Source organism: Micromonospora sp. CNZ297, assembly GCF_007827625.1.
Map to the genome: position 1 here is coordinate 90506 of NZ_VISU01000001.1, position 17758 is coordinate 108263.

A 17758-nucleotide genomic window follows, 5' to 3' on the forward strand; every position below is an offset into this window, starting at 1 on the left:
CCCCTACCGGCCCACGTGCTCGGCCACGAACGCGGCCAGCTCGCCCGGCGTCATCGCGCCGACCGCCGCGCCCACGTCGGCCAGCCGCTGGGCGGTGGCCCGGTCGTACGCCGGGTCGGCCTCCTCGTCCAGCGCGGCGAGCGCGAGCACGTGCGTGCCCTGCTCCACGAGTTGCTTCACCGACCGGACCAGACGTCCGGCGTCGCCGCCCTCGTAGAAGTCGGACACCAGCGCGACGATCGACCGGCGCGGGTTCTCCACGAGCTGCGCGCCGTACGCGACCGCGCGGGCGATGTCGGTACCGCCGCCGAGCTGCACCTTCATCAGCAGCTCCACCGGGTCGTCCACGTCGGAGGTCAGGTCGACCACGTCGGTGTCGAACGCGACCAGGTGGGTCCGCACGCCGGGCAGCCCCCACAGGCAGGCGGCGGTAACCGCGGCATGGATCACCGAGCCGAGCATCGAGCCGGACTGGTCCACCAGCAGGATCACCTGCCAGCGGTCCAGGTGGCGGCGGGTACGGGAGAAGAAGTGCGGCTGCCGGACGTGCAGCCGGCGCTCGTCCGGCCGCCAGTGCGCCAGGTTCGCCCGGATGGTGCGGCGTACGTCGAAGTTGCGGGCCTGCCGGAACCGGCTGGGGCGACGCGCCCGGGGCCCGGAGAACGACTGCCGCACCTCCCCTGCCAGCCGCTCGACCAGTTGCCGCACCACCGCCTCGACCAGCTTGCGGGCCAGCCGCAGCACCTGCGGGTCCATCAGGTGCTTGGTGCGTAGCACCGCGCGCAGCAGCGCCGGGTTCGGCTCGACCCGGGCCAGCACCGCCGGGTCGGTGACGACCTCGTGGATGCCGTACCGCTCGACCGCGTCGCGTTCCAGCCGCTGCACCGTCTCCTTCGGGAACAGCCGGGTGATCCCGTCCAGCCAGTCCACTGTGGTCAGCGCGGAGGGACCGGATCCGCCGCGCCGCACGTCGCGGCGGCCGAGTTCCGCGTCCCTGCCGTAGAGCCAGTCCAGCGCGGCGTCCCGGCCGGCCGCCTCGGCAGACAGGCCGCCCAGGCTGTCCTGCGCGGCGTCGCCGAGTACCAGCCGCCAGCGTTCCCGCATCGGGTCGGTCACGTCCGGTCCCCCTCCCACAGCCCTTCCCGGGTCAGCACCGCGTCGACCCGCTCCTCCACCGCGCGGGCGGCGGCCACCAGCAGCGGGTCGGCGTCCAGCCGCAGCAGGTCACCGGGCGGCGCGTCGCCGCCGTGCAGCGCCTGCACGTGCCGGGCCACCTCCGCCCGCTCGCGGGGCGGGAACCAGCCGAACGCCTGCCGCAGCGCGGGCAGCGCCACCAGGAAGTCGTGCGCGCCCATCGCGGCGAGCAGTTCGTCCACCACTGTGAGCAGCGCCGCGTCGCCGCTGACCACCTCCTCCCGGGCCAGCGCGAACAGCCCGGACAGCCAGTCGCCGAGCGTGTCCGGCGCGGCCACGGCCCGGACCGCGCGGGCCGCGTCCGGCACGTCCCCCAGCGACCAGGCCAGACCCAGCGCCGCGCCGCGCAGGTCCGGCGGGGCCGCCGGGTCGGCCGCCACCCGCCCGGCCACTGCCAGCGCGCCGTCCCGGTCGAGCCCCAGCGCCGGGCCGGCGTGGCGAACCGCGTCCCGGACCGCGACGAGCGCGGTGAGCCGGCCCGGGTCGGCCGCCGCGGCCGTGGCGCGCACGCCCTCGACGAGCCAGAGCGCCCGGCGTACGGCGGCGGTGATCAACGCGCCCAGCGGGGCGGTCCCGGCGCTGCCGAGCAGCCCGTCGTGCCGCCACAGCGCCAGCGCCACTGCGAGCGCCCGGCCCAGCGCCCGCAGGTCGGTGACCGCGCCGGTGGCACGGGCGATCGCGGTGAGCGTCCGGGTGGAGTGCTCGGGCAGCCCGGCCAGCGCAGTGTCGAACAGCGTCGTGGCGAGCGCGTCGACGTCCGCGCCGAGCAGCGTCACCCGCTCCTCGATCCGGGCGGTGACGGCGTCCAGCACGGTCGGCCCGTACCCGCCCGCCTCGATCACCCGGGCGAGCCGGTCCGCCGACGGCGCGGGCGACCAGCGTTCGGTGAGCAGCGCGTCCGCGCCCACCCGGGGGCCGCGTTCCCGGACGTGACCGGGTACGTCGAGCAGCCGCAGCCGGTGCAGCAGGCGGCTGCGGGCCAGGTCGCCGGCGACTGTCAGGTCCAGCTCGGCCGCCTCGTGCGGATCGATCCGGTGGCGTTCCAGCTCGGCGTCGACGTCGTGCACGAGCGGCGGCAGCGGCGTGTCCGGGTGCAGGCGGCCCACCCGGTCGCCGCTGAGCGCGGCCACCATCTCCACCACCACCGGGTGGGCACCTGGTGCCAGCATGCCCCGGGTCGCCCACGGCAGCGGCTGGTCGAGCGCGTCGGTGACCAGTGCGGACACCAGCCCGTCGAGCACGTCGACCCGGCCCGGGTGGGCGTGGCCGCGCAGCCGGGCCAGGCCGCCGGCCATGCTCCGGGCGGCGATCAGGTCGGCGGTGGAGACGGGCTGCCGCCGGGCACGCAGCCGGGCCGCCACCGCCTCGGTGAGCGCCTCCGCGGCCCGGCGCGGGCCGTCCTCCCAGACCCGCTGGTAGTACGCCGGTGACGGCATCCCGGACTGGTAGCCGACGAACGCGTCCAGGCGCCGGAACGAGTACGGCACGAGGTAGCTGCCCGCCACCGCGTCCGGAGCCGGGGCGGGCACCTCCGGCCAGTCGTCCTCCTCCGGTCCGGTGCCGTCCGGGCCCGTGCCGTAAGGGCCGGTGCCGTAAGGGCCGGTGCCGTAAGGGCCGGTGCCGTGCCGATCGGCGCCGTCCGGGCCGACGGTCAGCCGGACCAGGGCGGGACGGTGGAAGCCGCCGGTCACCACCAGCACCGGGCGGCCGGCGGCCCGGCGGCGGGCGGCGCGTACCCAGCGGGCCATGTACGCCTCCCGGGCGGTGTCGTCAGCCCCGGCGGCCGACTCGCCCCGCAGCACGTCGAAGTACGTGTCCAGGCGCTCGGCCAGCCCGTCGTCCGGGCCGATCTCGAACAGGTGGTCCCAGAGCGCGTCCACGTTGTCCACGGCGAGCGTGGCGCACAGCCGGCGCACCGCCTCGGCGTACCGCTGGTCGGCGTCGGCGTACCGGTTGGCGCGGTCGGACAGCGCGGGATGCCACGCGGGCAGGTCGATGAAGCGCAGCTGCGCGCCCACCTCCCGCCCGGCGGTCAGCGCCACCCACTCCGGCGAGTACGCGCAGAACGGGCTCCAGGAGGCGTGCCGCCGGGTGCCGTCGCGGTGCGCGGTGAACACGGCGATCGGCAGCTCGTGGTCTCCCAGCAGCTCGTCCATCCGCCCGTTCAGGTCCGCCGGCCCCTCCACCAGCACGTACGCCGGGCGCAGCCGCGCCACCGTGGCCGCGACCAGCCGGGCGCAGGCCGGGCTGTGGTGCCGGACGCCGAGGAACGTGACGCCGCCGGGCGCCTCGGTGGCGCTCACCCGGGCAGCAGGTGCCGGGCGTCGTGCACCGCCCGCCACTGCGCGCCGGAGCGGCGGGACACCTGCTGCTCCAGGTAGCGCCGCAGCCGGGCCAGGTCCTCCGCGTCGTCCTTCGCGGCGGTGCCGGCCAGGCAGGCGACCAGGTCGGCGGCGTCGCCGGACTCGCCGCGCAGGAACCAGCCGCGCAGCCCGACCGCGTGCGCCACCGACACCGCCTCCGCGGTGCTCATCACCGCCGACAGCCGCTCCATCGCGTCGCCGCGTTCGGTGATGCCGGTCCGCAGCTCCCGGAACGTGGTGACCAGCACCTCCAGCAGGTCCCGCCGGGGCGGCGCGGTCACGCCGGAGCGGCGCAGCAATTCGCCCGCCTCGGCCTCGACCAGTTCCAGCTCGGTGCCGAGGTCGGGGATCGGGAAGACGGTCTCGAAGTTGAACCGCCGCTTGAGGGCGGCGCTCATCTCGTTGACGCCCCGGTCCCGGGTGTTCGCGGTGGCGATCACGTTGAAGCCCTCGCGGGCGAACACCATGGCGTCGGTGCCCGGCAGCTCCGGAACGGCGAGCACCCGGTCCGACAGCGGGGAGAGCAGGCAGTCCTGCACCTCCAGCGGGCAGCGGGTGATCTCCTCGAAGCGGACCACCCGTCCCTCGGCCATGCCGCGCAGCAGCGGCGCCGGCACCAGCGCGCGCGGCGACGGGCCGTCGGCGACCAGCAGCGCGTAGTTCCACGAGTAGCGGATCTGGTCCTCGGTGGTGGCCGCGCCGCCCTGGATGGTCAGCGTGGAGTCGCCGCTGACAGCGGCGGCGAGCAGCTCCGACAGCAGCGACTTGGCGGTGCCGGGTTCGCCGACGAGCATCAGGCCGCGGCTGGTCGCCAGCGCCACAAGCGCCCGGTCGATGAGCGACGGGTCGCCGACGAACTTGCGCCGGACCCCGGCGGCCGGGTCGCCGAGGATGAACCGGCGGGCGGCGCGCAGGCTCAGCCGCCAGCCCGGCGGGCGCGGGTCGCTGTCGTCGGCGGCCAGCGCGGCCAGCTCGTCGGCGTACCGCACCTCGGCCGGGGGACGCTGGGCCCGCTCGGCGGCCGGATCGAGCGCGGTCACCGGGTCACCTCCGCCAGGTCGCGCAGCACCTCGGAGAGGGTGACGTCGTCGAGGTCGCCGAGGCGGACCTTGCCGCCGCGCTGGAACCAGTCGCCGCGCGGCACGTCGTTCACCCAGATCGCCTCGATCTTCTGGTCCGGGAACATGTCCACCACCCCGACCGCGATGCCGGGGTCGAGGTCGATCACCACGGCCCGGCCGCCGGGGGCCTCGCGCTCCAGCCAGCTCTGGATGCCGGCGTCCTGCGGCATGCCGCGCCGCCAGCCCCGCCGTTCCAGGCTGAGCAGCCGCCCGGCCGGGACCGTGACACCCGCGTGCCGCCGCAGCAGCGTCTCCGCGCGCTCGGCCGCGTCCAGCCGGTACACCTCGCGGCCGAGCTGCGGGAACGGCTGGAGGATCTCGTAGTCGGCGAACACCTCCGCCCAGGCCGGCACCGCCGCGCCGAGGCTCAGCGGGTGCGCGATGGTCACAGTGGCGTCGTCCGGCAGCGTGTACGTCTCGTCGTCGACGTCGGCGAGCGTGCGGTCCTCGGCGACCCGGAACGCGGTGACCACCTGACCGGCGTCGTCCACAGTGGCCCAGACCAGCCGGCGGACGACGTGCCAGAGCAGCGGGTGGGACAGGAAGTAGCGGCGGAAGTCGGCGGCCGGCCAGCGCCGCCCGGTCACCATGGCCGCCTCGAAGCGGCGGATCTGGTCGGCGGCGAGCGTGCGCACGTCCTTCTTCAGGCCGGCGAAGCGCTTGTGCGCGGCGGGCGCCAGCGTGGCGTCGTCCCGGGCGCCGGGCTTGGGCAGGTCCTTGCGGCGGGCGCCGGAGCCGTCCACCACGTACGGCTTGAGCTGCTCGTCGAAGCCGACTGTGAACCGGCGCGGCCCGTAGTCGAGGACGAGGCTGCCGTCGGCGTCCAGCCCGAGGTCGGGCACCAGGCGGTCGCCGAGCTGCTCGGGCGTCAGGCCCAGCCCGTCGGCGACCTCGGTCACCTTGCGCGCCGCCTGTTCCCGCAGGCCCCGGAACTTCACCTTCTGCGAGATGCCGTAGAGGTGCATCAGCGCCACGTCGGTGCCGATCTGCGCCAGCACCTCCAGGCCGGTCACCGCCCGGGTGTGCTGGCTCTCGCCCGGCCAGGCCCGCACCAGCGGCGCGAGCCGCCGCGCGGTCGAGTCGTCGCCGAGCAGCCCCAGCGCGGTGAACGCCCAGCCGTCCTTCGAGGGCGCACCGGCGCTCTGCCAGCTCTCGAACAGCGCCCAGGCGAACTCCGCCAGGGAGTCGGTGTCGCACGCCGCGCGGACGACCTCCACCCCCGGGTACGGCTCGCCGGGCGGGGAGATGGCGAGCATGGTGCAGAGGTGACGGACCGCGTCGGCAGGCAGCGCGGCGGAGCGGTCCCGCAGCAGCACCTGCGGCAGCACCGCCGGGTCCAGCCACGCCGGCAGGCTCGGCATCCGGGCCGGGAGCTGGGCCAGCGGGTCCGCGTCGAGCATCGCCGTCGCGGCGGCGAGCGCCTCCTCGCCGTGCTCCCGGGCCACACCGAGGAGCACACCACGGTGCTCCGCGGCGACCAGCCGCAGCGCCCGCTCGGCGGCCCGGCGACGCGGGCCGGGCTCGCCCAGGGCCGCAGGCAGCAGCGCCCGCACGGCGTACTCCGGGTGCCGCCGCAGCCAGGCGCGGGCGACCGGGCGGCCCGTCTTGAGCCGGTCGAGCCAGTCGGCCATCAGGTCGGCGACCTCACCGTCGGTGTACGGCAGCAGCACCTCGCCGACGCTCTTCGGCGCGGTGCGGGCCAGGTGCAGGGCGGCGGGCAGCGCGTCCAGCTCGTACCGGCCGGCGAGGCGGGACATCCACTCGTCGGCTCCCCAGGACTCGTCGGGCCGCCAGGACGGCAGCAGCGGCCGGGCCAGCTCCTCGGTGGCCCGGACGAAGAAGTGGATCGCCTCGTACGATCCGGCCCGCCCGGCGGCGACCTCGGCGGCCAACACGCTCAGGTCGTCGCCCCGCCACCAGCCGGACCAGCCGGGCACGATCGCGGCCCACCGCTCCCGCTCCCCCGGCAGCCAGGCCGTCGCGGACCCGGTGGGCCGGTTCAACCCGCCCACCACAGGCGGGTCGGCTCGTGGGCGCCGGACCGTCCAGGGCGGCGTCACCAGCACCGGCGGCAGCCGGTCCGGCGCGGCGACCGGCAACGCGGACGCGTCGTCGCGGATCCGCTCGACCCGTTCCCGCCGCGCCGGATCAAGCATCGGCAGCGCCGCCTCGACGGCGGCCGGGTTGGCCAGCACGTGCGCGCGCAACAGGGTGGCGGCCTCCCGCGCGGCCGGGCTGCGCCCCTCGGCGGCCGCGGACACCAGGCGCACGCCGCGCACCGGGAAGCGGCGCAGCATCTCCGTCATGGCGGGCGGGACGTACTTACGGTCCAGCCGGTCGAGCAGCGCCGCCATCGGCTCGTCACCGGGCAGGGCGGCCAGCAGTGACACCAGCCGCTGCCGCGCGTCCGCGCCGACGTGTTCGTCGTCGAACCACCCGGCCAGCACCGGCGCGATCGGCGGCCCGACCGCCGCGGTGGCGGTGACGATCGGCGCCTGGTCGTACATCAGCCGGTAGACCTGCAGGTGCCCGGCGAGGGTGTGGATCGCGTCCACGTCGTCGACTGCGCCGAGCAGCAGTTCCGCGAGCAACGGACCCCCCTCGCGCGCCACGTCGGCGACGTCCTGGGCCACCCACTCCCGCTCGGTCGGCAGCAGGAACGAGGTGACCACCCGCGCCGCCAGCGGACCGGACCGGTACGGGACCAGCGCGGCGCGGGCCGCGGCGTAGTCGTCGTCGCCAGCGGCGGAGAGATGCGCGCGGACCCGGCGTAGCACCCCCTGGCGCAGGCGCCAGTGGCCGTAGTTGTGCGCCTTGTTCACCTCGGCGCGGCCCAGCGAAAGCGGAGACGCCGACCCGGTGGCCGCCACGGTGATCTGCTCGGTCGCGGCGACCGCCGCGCCGACCGGGCCGAGATCGGCGGCCAGCAGGTCGGCGAGCGCCACCCCCTGCTGGTCGCGCGCGTGATAGCCGAGCGCCACGGCCACTGCCGCCACCAGCGCGGCCCCGCCCAGCGGACCGGGCTGGCCGTCGAGGTAGCCGCGCAGCGCCGGACCCAGCTCCGGATCGTCGGTGGCCCGTGCGGTGGCGGCGACCGGTGCGGCCACCGAGTCCAGCACCTTGCGGCCGGCGGCGCGGCCCTTCGCGGCGCTCGGCAGGCCCGGGCCGGGTGTGCCGCCCCGGCGCGGGACCAGCATCCGCCGCCAGGCGGCCGGAACCTCGAACGCGTCCTCGTCCGGCAGCTCGCCGGCTTGCGATGTGGCCGACGGCGCCCCGGCCGGGACGCTACCGGCCGAACCGGCGGCGGCCGGATCGGTACCGGCCGTTTCCGGGTCGCGGCTCGGCGCAGCCGGCTCGACGGCGGGCGTTCCGGTGTGCCCGGCGGAGGGCGCGGCTGTCGTCTCGGCGTACCCCTTGCGCAGTTTCTCCGCGATCAGCCGGTCGGCGTGCGCGGCGGCCTCGGCCGGCGAACCCAGTTCCTTGACCTGGGTGCGGCCCTGCGCGCCGATCGATCCATAGCGGACCGTCACCGTCGCGTCGCTCTGCCCGACCTCCCAGAACTTGGCCGAACCGCCGCCCACGAACTCGAATCTGCGCACACCGTCTCCTTGATCGCCCGCAGTGTGCGGGGACCATAACCGGCCCCACCGACACCCGCGACGCCGCCGGGCGCGCTACTCGCTCCGCAGTGCCGTCGCGGTCCGGGTCCGGGCCGCCCACCCCGCCGGCAGCAGCGCTCCGAGCAGTGCCGTCAGCGGCCCGCCCAGCGCCAGCGCCGCCAGGAGGACCGGCCCGTACACGTCGAGCAGACTCTCCGGCAGGTGCAGTCCGCCGTTGGCGGCCATCGCCGGGACGACGAGCCGTTGCATCGCCACACCCGCCGGTACGCCGAGCAGCCCGCCGACCAGACCGACGGCGGCGACCGAGGCGACCACCATCGCGATCGTCTGGCCCGGCGTCATGCCGAGCGCCTTGTGCACACCGAGATCGTGGACCCGGTCGCGCAGGTCGAGGACGAGCATGTTGAGCACGCCCAGCGCGGCCACCGCGAGGAGCAGCAGGGTCAGCGTGGCGGTCAGCCCCTCCACGACCAGCAGGAGCGGGTCGGTCTCCGCGCCGCTCGGCCGCGCGGTGAGGCCCCGGCCGGCGAGTGCGCCGGTCAGCGCCTGTGCATAGGCGCCGGCGTCGGTGTCCGGGGCGAGCGCGATCCGGTACTCGAACGGGTTCCGGCCGGTGGGCGTGGCGGTACCGGTGAACACCGCCATGGCGGACTCGAACACCTCGCCGACGACGCGCAGGCGTACCGGCGTGCCCTCGATCCGGACCGTGACGGTGTCGCCGATCCGGGCTCCGGTCGCGGTCAGCAGGGGTCCGCCGACGACGGCCTCGCCGGGTGCGGCGAACCAGCGTCCGGACACCATCTCGAAGCCGTCCCACGCCGCGTCGCCGGTGATCGTCGTGACGGAGACCGGGTCGGCGACGCCCGCGACGGCGCCCGGTGCCTGCGTGAGGCCGTACCTGGCGCGGGTGCCCGGCTGGGCGTCGATCGCCGCCAGCACCGCGGCCGGATCGGCGGTGGGAGCGGCGGCCGGTCCGGCGTCCGGGTCGCCGTTCACAGTGACGTCAGCGACGTCCTGGGTGAGCGCGGTCTGGATGCGCAGCAGCGACGCGGCGAGCCCGGTCGCGAACGTCACCGCCGCCGCGCCCGTCGCGACCGCCAGCAGGATCGCGATAGTGCGCGCCGGCCGCGCGAACGGGCGGGCCAGGCCGAGGCCCACCGGCCTGGCCACCGGCAGCCGCGCGGCCAGGCGCAACGCCCACCGGCCCCGCGCCGGACCGGACGCCCGTCCGACCGCGATGGCGTCCACGGTACGGAGCCGGCCCGCCCTCAGCGCGGCCGTCCACGCGGTCAGCGTCACCACCGCCAGCACCCCGCCGGTGGCCAGGACGGTCACCCACCAGGCGATGGTGGTGTTCGCCGAGCCGTAGACCTGCTCGGTCTCGGCCAGCACCGGCAGCGCGATCAGGTTCCCGGTGACCGTTCCGGCGACGGCACCCACGGCGGCCGGGAGCAGCGTCTGCGCGACAAAGGCGCGGACGATGCCCGCGGGGGTGCAGCCGAGCGCCTTGAGGATGCCGATCCGGCGGGTGGCGGCGCCGACCGTTCCGGCGACCACAGTGCCGACCACCAGCAGCGCCATCACGATGCCGAGCAGCGCGAACGCGACGAGGAACGGCACGAAGACGGCCGCGTCCTCGACGGCCTGCTGCCGCACGTCGAGCCAGGATCGGGCGCCGGTGACCGCGCCGGGGGGCAGCGCCGCGACCACGGCGTCCCGTCCGGCGCCGACCTCCGTCGCGGTGCGGGCGTCCGCGAACCGGTAGAGCATCTGGTACCCGTCCGCCGTGTCCGGCCCGTCGAGTCGGCCGACGGCGGACGGCAGCACCCAGGCGCCGGCGGTGTCGCTGATCGACCGGGCCGTACCGACCACCGTGAACTCTCCGCCGCCCCGTGTGGTCAGGCGGGCCCCGGGCGGCAGGCGGACCGCTCCGCCGCTCAGCACGATCTCGTCCGGACCGGTCGGCCACCGCCCGCCGGCCAGCTCGATGCGGTCGACGGGGCCGCCCGGATCGGTGCGCGCGACGACTGTCAGCGGCGGTGTCCGCATCCCGCCGCGCTCCGTGAAGGCGACCACCAGCACCCGGTACGGACCGGCGGCGGCCACCACGCCCGGCGCCGAGGCCGACGCGGCGAGCTGTGGTTCCGTCACCGCACCGGAGTCCGCCCGCACGGTCAGGTGCGCTCCCCGCTGGGCGGCGAACGCGTCGTCGAAGGGCGCCTGCGACGCGACGAGCAGCCCGGCCCCGAGCACCGTGGCGGTCACGGCGGCGGCGGTGACCAGGCCGACGACGACTGTCTGCACCCGGCGGCGCCGTACGCCGGACCGGACGACCCGGCGCAGCCCGCTCACCGTCGCACCTCGATCCGGCCGTCGCGCAGGCGGATCGTACGGCCGGCGGACGCCTCGGCCAGCCGCAGGTCGTGGGTGACGAGCACGATGGTCTGGCCGCTGCGGTGCAGCTCGTCGAGCAGGCGCCGGACGTCCTCCCCGGAGGCGGTGTCCAGCGCGCCGGTCGGCTCGTCGGCCAGCAGGAGCGCGGGCCGGTTGATCAGGGCGCGGGCGACGGCGACGCGCTGCCGCTCACCGCCGGAGAGGCGTCCCGGGTACGCGTGCGCGTGCCGGGCGATGCCGAGCGAGTCCAGCAGGGAGGCCGCGTGTTCGCGCGCCGCGCGGGCCGGTGCGCCGGCCAGCTGGGCGGGCAGCAGGACGTTGTCCAGCACTGTGAGGTCGTCGAGCAGGTTGAAGAACTGGAAGACCAGGCCCACGTGTGCGCGCCGGAACCGGGCCGACGCGGCCTCGCCCAGCTTCTCCAGCCGGGTGCCCGCGACGGTCACCGTGCCGGCGTCCGGCCGGTCCAGCGCGGCGAGCAGGTTGAGCAGTGTGGACTTCCCGCTGCCGGACGGGCCGAGCACCGCCACGCACTCGCCGGGCCGGACGGTCAGCGACACGTCGTGCAGTGCGGGCGGCCCCTCGCCGTATCGGCGGGTCACCCCGCGTACGTCGATCATCGGATCGGTCATGTGTCGCCCCTCGGGTCAGGCCTGTCGACTGGACGCCGTGACGTTAGGGGCGGATCCGAGGCCTGGGCATCGGTCCGGCGACGCACCACCCGTACCGCCGGAGGCGGATCTTCGCCCGGGGTCATCCCTGCGATGTAGTCGCACTGCACACCGTGACCGATGCCCCGGCCGGCGTACGGCGGCGAGAATGTGGCTCGTGAGAGGCATCGTGGCGACGGGACCGCTGCCGAGGCCGGGCTGGCGGGCGCTGCTGCTCGACGCGGCGCTGGCGGGTGTACTCGGGCTGGTGTGCTTCCAGGCCGCCACTGACGACGTCGGCGTCCCGCCCCCGCCGTTGCCGCCGCCACTGCCGCTGCCCCCGTTGGCGGTCCCGCCGGAGATGCAGCCCGCGCAGCCCGGGTCGACGCTCGGGGCACTGCTGCTGGTCTTCGTCATGTGCGCACCGCTGGTGCTGCGCCGCCGGTATCCGCTCGCGGTGCTCTGGGCGACGATGGCCGCCGCGTCACTGGTGCTGGTGACCGGCGGGGAACGGCAGCCGGCCCTGTACCCGTGCGTGGTGCTGACCTGCCTCGTCGCCGTCCACAGCGCGGCGGCGCACAGCCCGTACCGGCTGCCGGCGCTGGTGTCCGTCCCGGCGGTGGCGCTGCTCGCCCTGGGCCTCCGGGAGCTGATGCCGTTCACGGTGTCCGCGGGCTACCTGCCGTTCGTCGTGCTGGCCCCGCTGGTGGCCGCCGCGGGCGGCCACCACGTGTGGCGGCGACGGGCGGGTGAGGACCGGCGGCGGCTCACCGCCGAGGCCCGCGCCCACGAGCAGGCGCTGCGCGACGCGGTCGCCGGTGAACGGGCCCGCATCGCCCGGGAACTGCACGACGTCGTGACGCATCACGTCAGCGTGATGGTCATCCAGGCCGGCGCCGCCCGGACGGTGCTCGCCGCCGCACCGGATCAGGCACGGGAGGCGCTGCTCGCCGTCGAGTCGACCGGCCGGTCCGCGCTCACCGAGCTGCGGCACGTCATGGGCCTGCTGGCCGAGTCCGAACCGGACGACCCGGAGGACCCGCAGCCCGGGATCGAGGGCCTGCCCGAGCTGATCGAACGCATGCGGGACGCCGGCGTGCCGGTACGGCTGACCATCTCCGGCGAGCGCCGGCCGGTCACCTCCGGTGTCGGGCTGACGGCGTACCGGGTGGTGCAGGAGGCGTTGACGAACATGGTCCGGCACGCGCCCGGCGCCGCCGGCACCGTCGTCGTCGAGTACTCGCCGGAGACCCTGCGGATCGAGGTCGGCAACACCGAGCCCGGCGCACCGGCCGCCACCGGGGTGTCGGGCGGGCGCGGCCTGATCGGGCTGCGGGAGCGCCTCGCCGTCTACGGTGGGACGTTGCGCGCCGGCGCCCGGCCGGGCGCCGGTTACCACGTCGAGGCCGTGATCCCGTGGGAGGCGACATGACGGTACGAGTGGTGGTCGCCGACGACCAGGCACTGGTCCGTACCGGGTTCCGCATGATCCTCACGGCCGGTGGGGTGGACGTGGTGGCCGAGGCGGCGACGGGCGCGGAGGCGGTGGACGCGGTCCGCCGCACCAGGCCCGACGTGGTGCTCATGGACGTGCGCATGCCCGAGCTCGACGGCCTCGAGGCCACCCGCCGCATCCTCACCGGGGCCGTCGCGGCGCCCCGGATCATCATCCTCACCACGTTCGACCTGGACCAGTACGTCTACGCCGCGCTCGCCGCCGGGGCGAGCGGCTTCCTGCTCAAGGACGTGACACCGGAACATCTGGTGGCGGCCGTACGCATGGTCCAGGACGGTGACGCGCTGCTCGCACCCGCCATCACCCGCCGGCTGGTGCGGCGCTTCGCCCGCCGCGACCCGCAGACGGCGACTGTGCACCGCGACCTGGCCACGCTGACCCGGCGCGAGACGGAGGTCCTGCGCCTGCTGGCCGGCGGCCTGAGCAACGCCGAACTCGCGGAGGCGCTGCACCTGTCCGAGGCGACTGTGAAGACCCACGTCGCCCGGATCCTCGCCAAACTCCGTCTGCGCGACCGGGTCCAGGCGGTGGTGGTCGCCTACGAGACGGGCCTCGTGAGTCCCGGTTCGCCGGAGGACTGACCGATCCGGCGACGGTGGTCACGTGCTCAGGTGATCAGCAGCGCGCCGACGACAATCAGCGGCACCGAGACGAACAGGAAGATGCCGACGCCGGTGAGCACCCGCCCGCCGCCGCCGTCCTCCCGCTCGGGCGCCAGGCCGAACGTGGAGCGGGCCGGCAGCATGCCGATGCGGCTCAGCGTGAGATCGCCGGTCATCCCGATCACGGCGCCGACGATCATGAACGCCACCCCCAGCCGGTGCGTGAAGTCCCCGCCGCCGACCGCCACCCAGATGCCGACCGCCGCCGCGATCACCACCGTGGCGATCAGGAATAGCACCAGCGCCTCCCGCAGACCCCGCACCACAGTCGCCATGTGCGCCTCCCTCGGACCCGGACCGTCCGTCCCGCGTCGTGGGACATTGTGCCGGGTCGATGCACGGCTGCGCAGTCCCGGTCACCGGACTGTCGCGGCCGGCACCGCGGGCATGCCGCGTCCGCCGGCAACCTCCCACTTGGTCCGTCGTTATGCCGCAAGGAGATACGAACGGACAGGTGGAGCTTCATGGCTGAAAACGGCATCAATCAACCCGGGTCGCCCCGGTCCGCCTTCCGCGGGGACATCGAAGGGCTCCGGGCCATCGCCGTGCTGCTGGTGCTGGCCGGTCACGCCGCCGGCAACCTGGTGCCGGGAGGCTTCGTCGGCGTCGATGTCTTCTTCGTGATCTCCGGATTCCTGATCACGGGATTGCTGGTCGGCGAGTTGCGTCGTACCGGGCGGATCTCGTTGACGGCGTTCTACGCCCGCCGGGCCAAACGACTCCTGCCCGCCGCGGTCCTGGTGCTCGTCGTCAGCCTGCTGCTGGCCTACACCCTCCTTCCGCGGACCCGCTGGTCGGCGACCGGCTGGGACGTGGTGGCCAGCGCCGTCTACGGGATGAACTGGCGCCTGGCGGCGCAGGCCGTGGACTACTGGGCGGCGGATCAGGCGCCGAGCATCGTCCAGCACTTCTGGTCGCTGGCCGTGGAGGAGCAGTTCTACCTCGTCTGGCCCCTCCTGCTACTCGTCCTGGCCCTGCCGGGCCGGCGACGCGCCGTGCGTCCCGCCCTGCTGATGGTCGGGTTCGTCCTGGTGGCGGTGCCGTCCTTCGCCTGGTCCGTGTGGCTGACCCGGTCCGACCCCGGACCCGCCTATTTCGTCACCACCACCCGGCTGTGGGAACTCGCGCTCGGCGGAGCACTGGCCATCGCGGGTACCGCCCTCCACCGCCTGCCCCGGGCACTCGCCGCCCCGCTCGCCTGGGCCGGTCTCGGCGCCGTCACGGCCGGCGCCTTCGTCCTCGGCCCGGACACCCCGTTCCCGGGCACCGCCGCGCTGTTGCCGACGCTCGGCACGGCGGCCGTGATCGGCTGTTCGGTGGCCGCCGGACGCGCGGGCCCGGCGGGGATGCTGGGGCTGGCCCCGTTCCGTGCCGTCGGTGCGGTCTCCTACTCCCTGTACCTGTGGCACTGGCCGCTGCTCGTCGTGGCCGAGGCACGTTTCGGTGAGCTGACCCCCGTCGCAGGGCTGATTGTCGTGTCGCTCTCCGCGGTTCCCGCGGTGTTGTCCTACCGCTTCGTGGAGAACCCCATCCGGCTGTCGAAGACCCTGCAATGGGAGCCTGCCGCCGCCCTTCGGATCGGCGCGGCCTGCACCGGTGTCGCGGTAGCGGCGGGACTGATGTTCCAGTTCACCGTCTGGCCGCCACCGCAGGCGCCGGTCTCCACCGTGGTGTTGCCGCCGCTCAGCACGGCACAGGCCACCGCCAGTGCGACGGCTCCGGCCGGCCCGCCGGGAGCCGCCGTGCTCACCAGCGGCAAGAGCGCGGGCGCGCCGGTCGACCGGGTCGCCTCGGTGGTCCCCGACCCGCTGACCGCGCTCAAGGACGGGCCCGAGGCATGGCCGGACAAGTGCACGGCGGGATTCGACGGCGGGCAGCCGTCCCCGTGCCTGTACGGTGACGCCGACTCGGCCTTCCGGGTCGCCCTGGTGGGGGACTCGCACGCCAACCAGTGGCTACCGGCACTGCGCGGCATCGCCGACGCCAACAACTGGCGGCTGGAGTCGTACGTCCGGCAGGCGTGCCCGTTCCTGAACCGGGGAATCGCCCGGGAGAACCGCCCCCAGCCGGAATGCCTCGACTGGAACCGATCCGTGCTGCAGGCACTCACCGGTGAACGCAAGCCCAACCTGCTGGTGGTCAGCCACACCATCTACGTGGTGCTGGAGAACGGCGAGCCGGTCGAGAACCGGGTGGTGGCCGACCGGTTCACCGAGGCGATGCGCACCACGTGGCGCGAGGTGACCGCGGCGAAGGTGCCCGTCGCCGTCATCCGGGACACCCCGTACCAGTCGATGGACATCCCCGAGTGCGTCACCGCCAACCCGCGCAAGCTGACCCGCTGCACCAGCCCCCGTGACGTGGCCCTGGCCACCGGAGCGGCCAATCCGATGCTGCGAGCGGTGGTCGACCAACCCCGCGTGCACCTGATCGATCTGACCGACTCGATCTGTCCGACCGAGCGATGCGCGCCGGTGATCGGTGGCGTGCTGATCTACCGGGACAGCAGCCACCTCACGGCGACGTACGTGACCACCCTGGCGCCCCGGCTGAACGACGCTCTGAGACGACTGCTCGACTGAGCCGGCACGGTTATCCGTCCCGAGCCCCGGGTACCGGGAGCCGCATGGCGGAGTTGGGATCGCTCTGGATCGTCCGGCACGGCGAGAGCACGGCGAACGTGGCGGCCACGGCGGCCGAGACGTCCGGCGCCGAGCTGATCGACCTCAGCCACCGGGACGCGGACGTGCCGCTGTCACAGACCGGCGAGGAGCAGGCACGGGCGACCGCCCGCTGGCTGGCCGGGCTGCCGGAGTCGAGGCGGCCGGACGTGGCTGTGGTGTCGCCGTACCTGCGTGCGGTGCGCACGGCCGAGCTGGCGCTCGACGGCACCGGGATCCCGGCGAGCGTCGACGAGCGGCTGCGCGACCGGGAGCTGGGCATCCTCGACGGGCTCACCGGCCACGGCGTGACCCGGCGCTACCCGGAGGAGGCGCAGCGGCGTACCCGGCTCGGCAAGTTCTACTACCGGCCGCCCGGCGGTGAGTCCTGGACCGACGTGGCGCTGCGGCTACGGGCGCTGCTCGGCGACCTGCGCCGCGACCACGAGGGGGGCCGGGTGCTGCTGTTCGGCCACGACGCGCTGGTCTTCCTGCTGCGCTACCTGGTGGAAGGGCTCACCGAGGCGGAGCTGATGGCGCTGACCCGCGAGCACGTGATCGCCAACTGCTCGGTCACCGCCTGGCACGCCGACGACGCCGGCCGGCTCGTGCCGGAGGTGTTCAACGACGTCGCCCACCTGCACCTGCAGGGGGCGAAGCCCACCAGGGAGGACGAGGTCAATGCCGAGCCGGTCTGACGTGATCACCCCCGCGCTGCTGCGGGACTGGGCGCTGCCGGTGCCCACCGGCGGCAAGGAGGCGCGCGGCACCGTGCTGGTGGTCGGCGGCTCCCGGTTCACCCCCGGCGCGGTGCTGCTGGCCGGGGTGGCAGCGCTGCGGGCCGGCGCCGGCGTGCTCCAGCTCGCCGCAGCCGAGTCGACTGCGGCGTCGCTGAGCATCCAGGTGCCGGAGGCGCTCGTGATCGGCCTGCCGGAGACCGGCGACGGCGCGGTCCGCGGCGACCCGGGCGACCTGCTCCGCGGCCTGGTCGCCGAGGCCGACGTGGTGGCGGTCGGACCCGGCCTCACGGACATCGAGGCCACCGGGGAACTGCTGCGCCTGGTCCTGGACGCGGCCGGCCGGGAGACCGCGCTGGTGCTCGACGCGTACGCGCTCGGCGCGCTCAGCCACGCGCCGGAGCTGCTGGCCGGGGCCAGCCGCAAGGCGGTGCTCACTCCCAACCTGACCGAGGCACGGCACCTGCTGGGACGCGATCCGGGCGACGACCTGGACGCCGAGGCGGTGGAACTGGCCGGCCGGTACGACGCGGTCGTCTCGCTGTACGGGCACATCGCGACGCCGGACGGCCGGGCCTGGCGGGAGGAGAGCGGGGACGCCGGACTGGGCACCTCGGGCAGCGGCGACGTGCGGGCCGGGCTGCTCGCGGGCCTGCTCTCCCGGGGCGCCGACCCGGCGCAGGCGGCCTGCTGGGCGGCGTTCGCGCACGCGGTGAGCGGGCAGCGGCTGGTCCCCCGGTACGGGCGGATCGGCTTCCTCGCCCGGGAACTGCTGGACGAGATCCCCTACACGATCGCCACCGTCTGACGATCCACGTCACCGGGATCCCACCACGTGTAACAC

General features: G+C 75.3%; 12 protein-coding genes. 5 read left to right on the top strand and 7 right to left on the bottom strand.

The genetic code is table 11. The features are described 5' to 3' along the window. Positions 1-3 precede the first annotated feature (3 nt). From FB454_RS00425 to FB454_RS00450, 6 genes are all read right to left on the bottom strand, one after another. Complete coding sequence (locus tag FB454_RS00425; protein WP_013286602.1) at positions 4-1116, bottom strand: VWA domain-containing protein; 1113 nt, start codon at positions 1114-1116, stop codon at positions 4-6. Next, a complete protein-coding gene (locus FB454_RS00430) occupies positions 1113-3497 on the bottom strand; it encodes a DUF5682 family protein (protein WP_013286603.1) in 2385 nt (794 codons plus the stop codon). The genes FB454_RS00425 and FB454_RS00430 overlap by 4 nt, the downstream gene beginning before the upstream one ends. Further along, a complete protein-coding gene (locus FB454_RS00435) occupies positions 3494-4597 on the bottom strand; it encodes an ATP-binding protein (protein WP_013286604.1) in 1104 nt (367 codons plus the stop codon). The genes FB454_RS00430 and FB454_RS00435 overlap by 4 nt, the downstream gene beginning before the upstream one ends. Further along, positions 4594-8277 (bottom strand): DUF4132 domain-containing protein, encoded by a 3684-nt coding sequence (locus FB454_RS00440; RefSeq protein WP_013286605.1) that lies wholly within the window; start codon positions 8275-8277, stop codon positions 4594-4596. The genes FB454_RS00435 and FB454_RS00440 overlap by 4 nt, the downstream gene beginning before the upstream one ends. A 75-nt stretch (positions 8278-8352) precedes the next feature. Then, positions 8353-10650 (bottom strand): ABC transporter permease, encoded by a 2298-nt coding sequence (locus FB454_RS00445; RefSeq protein ID WP_013286606.1) that lies wholly within the window; start codon positions 10648-10650, stop codon positions 8353-8355. Continuing rightward, positions 10647-11321: an ABC transporter ATP-binding protein gene (locus tag FB454_RS00450; RefSeq protein WP_013286607.1), complete on the bottom strand. Its 675-nt coding sequence runs from the start codon at positions 11319-11321 to the stop codon at positions 10647-10649. Before FB454_RS00450 ends, FB454_RS00445 begins: the two co-directional genes overlap by 4 nt. Positions 11322-11508: 187 nt before the next feature. On the opposite strand from FB454_RS00450, the gene FB454_RS00455 reads away from it, so the two are divergent. Both FB454_RS00455 and FB454_RS00460 read left to right on the top strand, forming a co-directional pair. Beyond that, a complete protein-coding gene (locus FB454_RS00455) occupies positions 11509-12771 on the top strand; it encodes a histidine kinase (RefSeq protein ID WP_145822303.1) in 1263 nt (420 codons plus the stop codon). Continuing rightward, the gene (locus FB454_RS00460) at positions 12768-13436 is read left to right on the top strand and encodes a response regulator (protein ID WP_013286609.1); all 669 of its coding nucleotides are present in this window, start codon (positions 12768-12770) and stop codon (positions 13434-13436) included. Before FB454_RS00455 ends, FB454_RS00460 begins: the two co-directional genes overlap by 4 nt. A gap of 26 nt (positions 13437-13462) precedes the next feature. On the opposite strand, the gene FB454_RS00465 is transcribed toward FB454_RS00460, so the two are convergent. Beyond that, positions 13463-13792 (bottom strand): hypothetical protein, encoded by a 330-nt coding sequence (locus FB454_RS00465; RefSeq protein WP_013286610.1) that lies wholly within the window; start codon positions 13790-13792, stop codon positions 13463-13465. Between the two features lie 189 nt (positions 13793-13981). Here FB454_RS00465 and FB454_RS00470 point away from each other — a divergent pair, with 189 nt between their 5' ends. Genes FB454_RS00470 through FB454_RS00480 form a run of 3 tightly spaced genes read left to right on the top strand, consistent with a single transcriptional unit; the run spans position 13982 to position 17722 of the window. Continuing rightward, a complete protein-coding gene (locus tag FB454_RS00470; RefSeq protein WP_114920531.1) occupies positions 13982-16099 on the top strand; it encodes an acyltransferase family protein in 2118 nt (705 codons plus the stop codon). Between the two features lie 44 nt (positions 16100-16143). Next, positions 16144-16875 (top strand): histidine phosphatase family protein, encoded by a 732-nt coding sequence (locus FB454_RS00475; RefSeq protein ID WP_013286612.1) that lies wholly within the window; start codon positions 16144-16146, stop codon positions 16873-16875. Further along, positions 16859-17722 carry an NAD(P)H-hydrate dehydratase gene (locus tag FB454_RS00480; protein WP_013286613.1) on the top strand — a complete coding sequence of 288 codons (864 nt, stop codon included), beginning with the start codon at positions 16859-16861 and terminating at the stop codon, positions 17720-17722. The genes FB454_RS00475 and FB454_RS00480 overlap by 17 nt, the downstream gene beginning before the upstream one ends. The last annotated feature ends 36 nt before the right edge of the window (positions 17723-17758 follow it).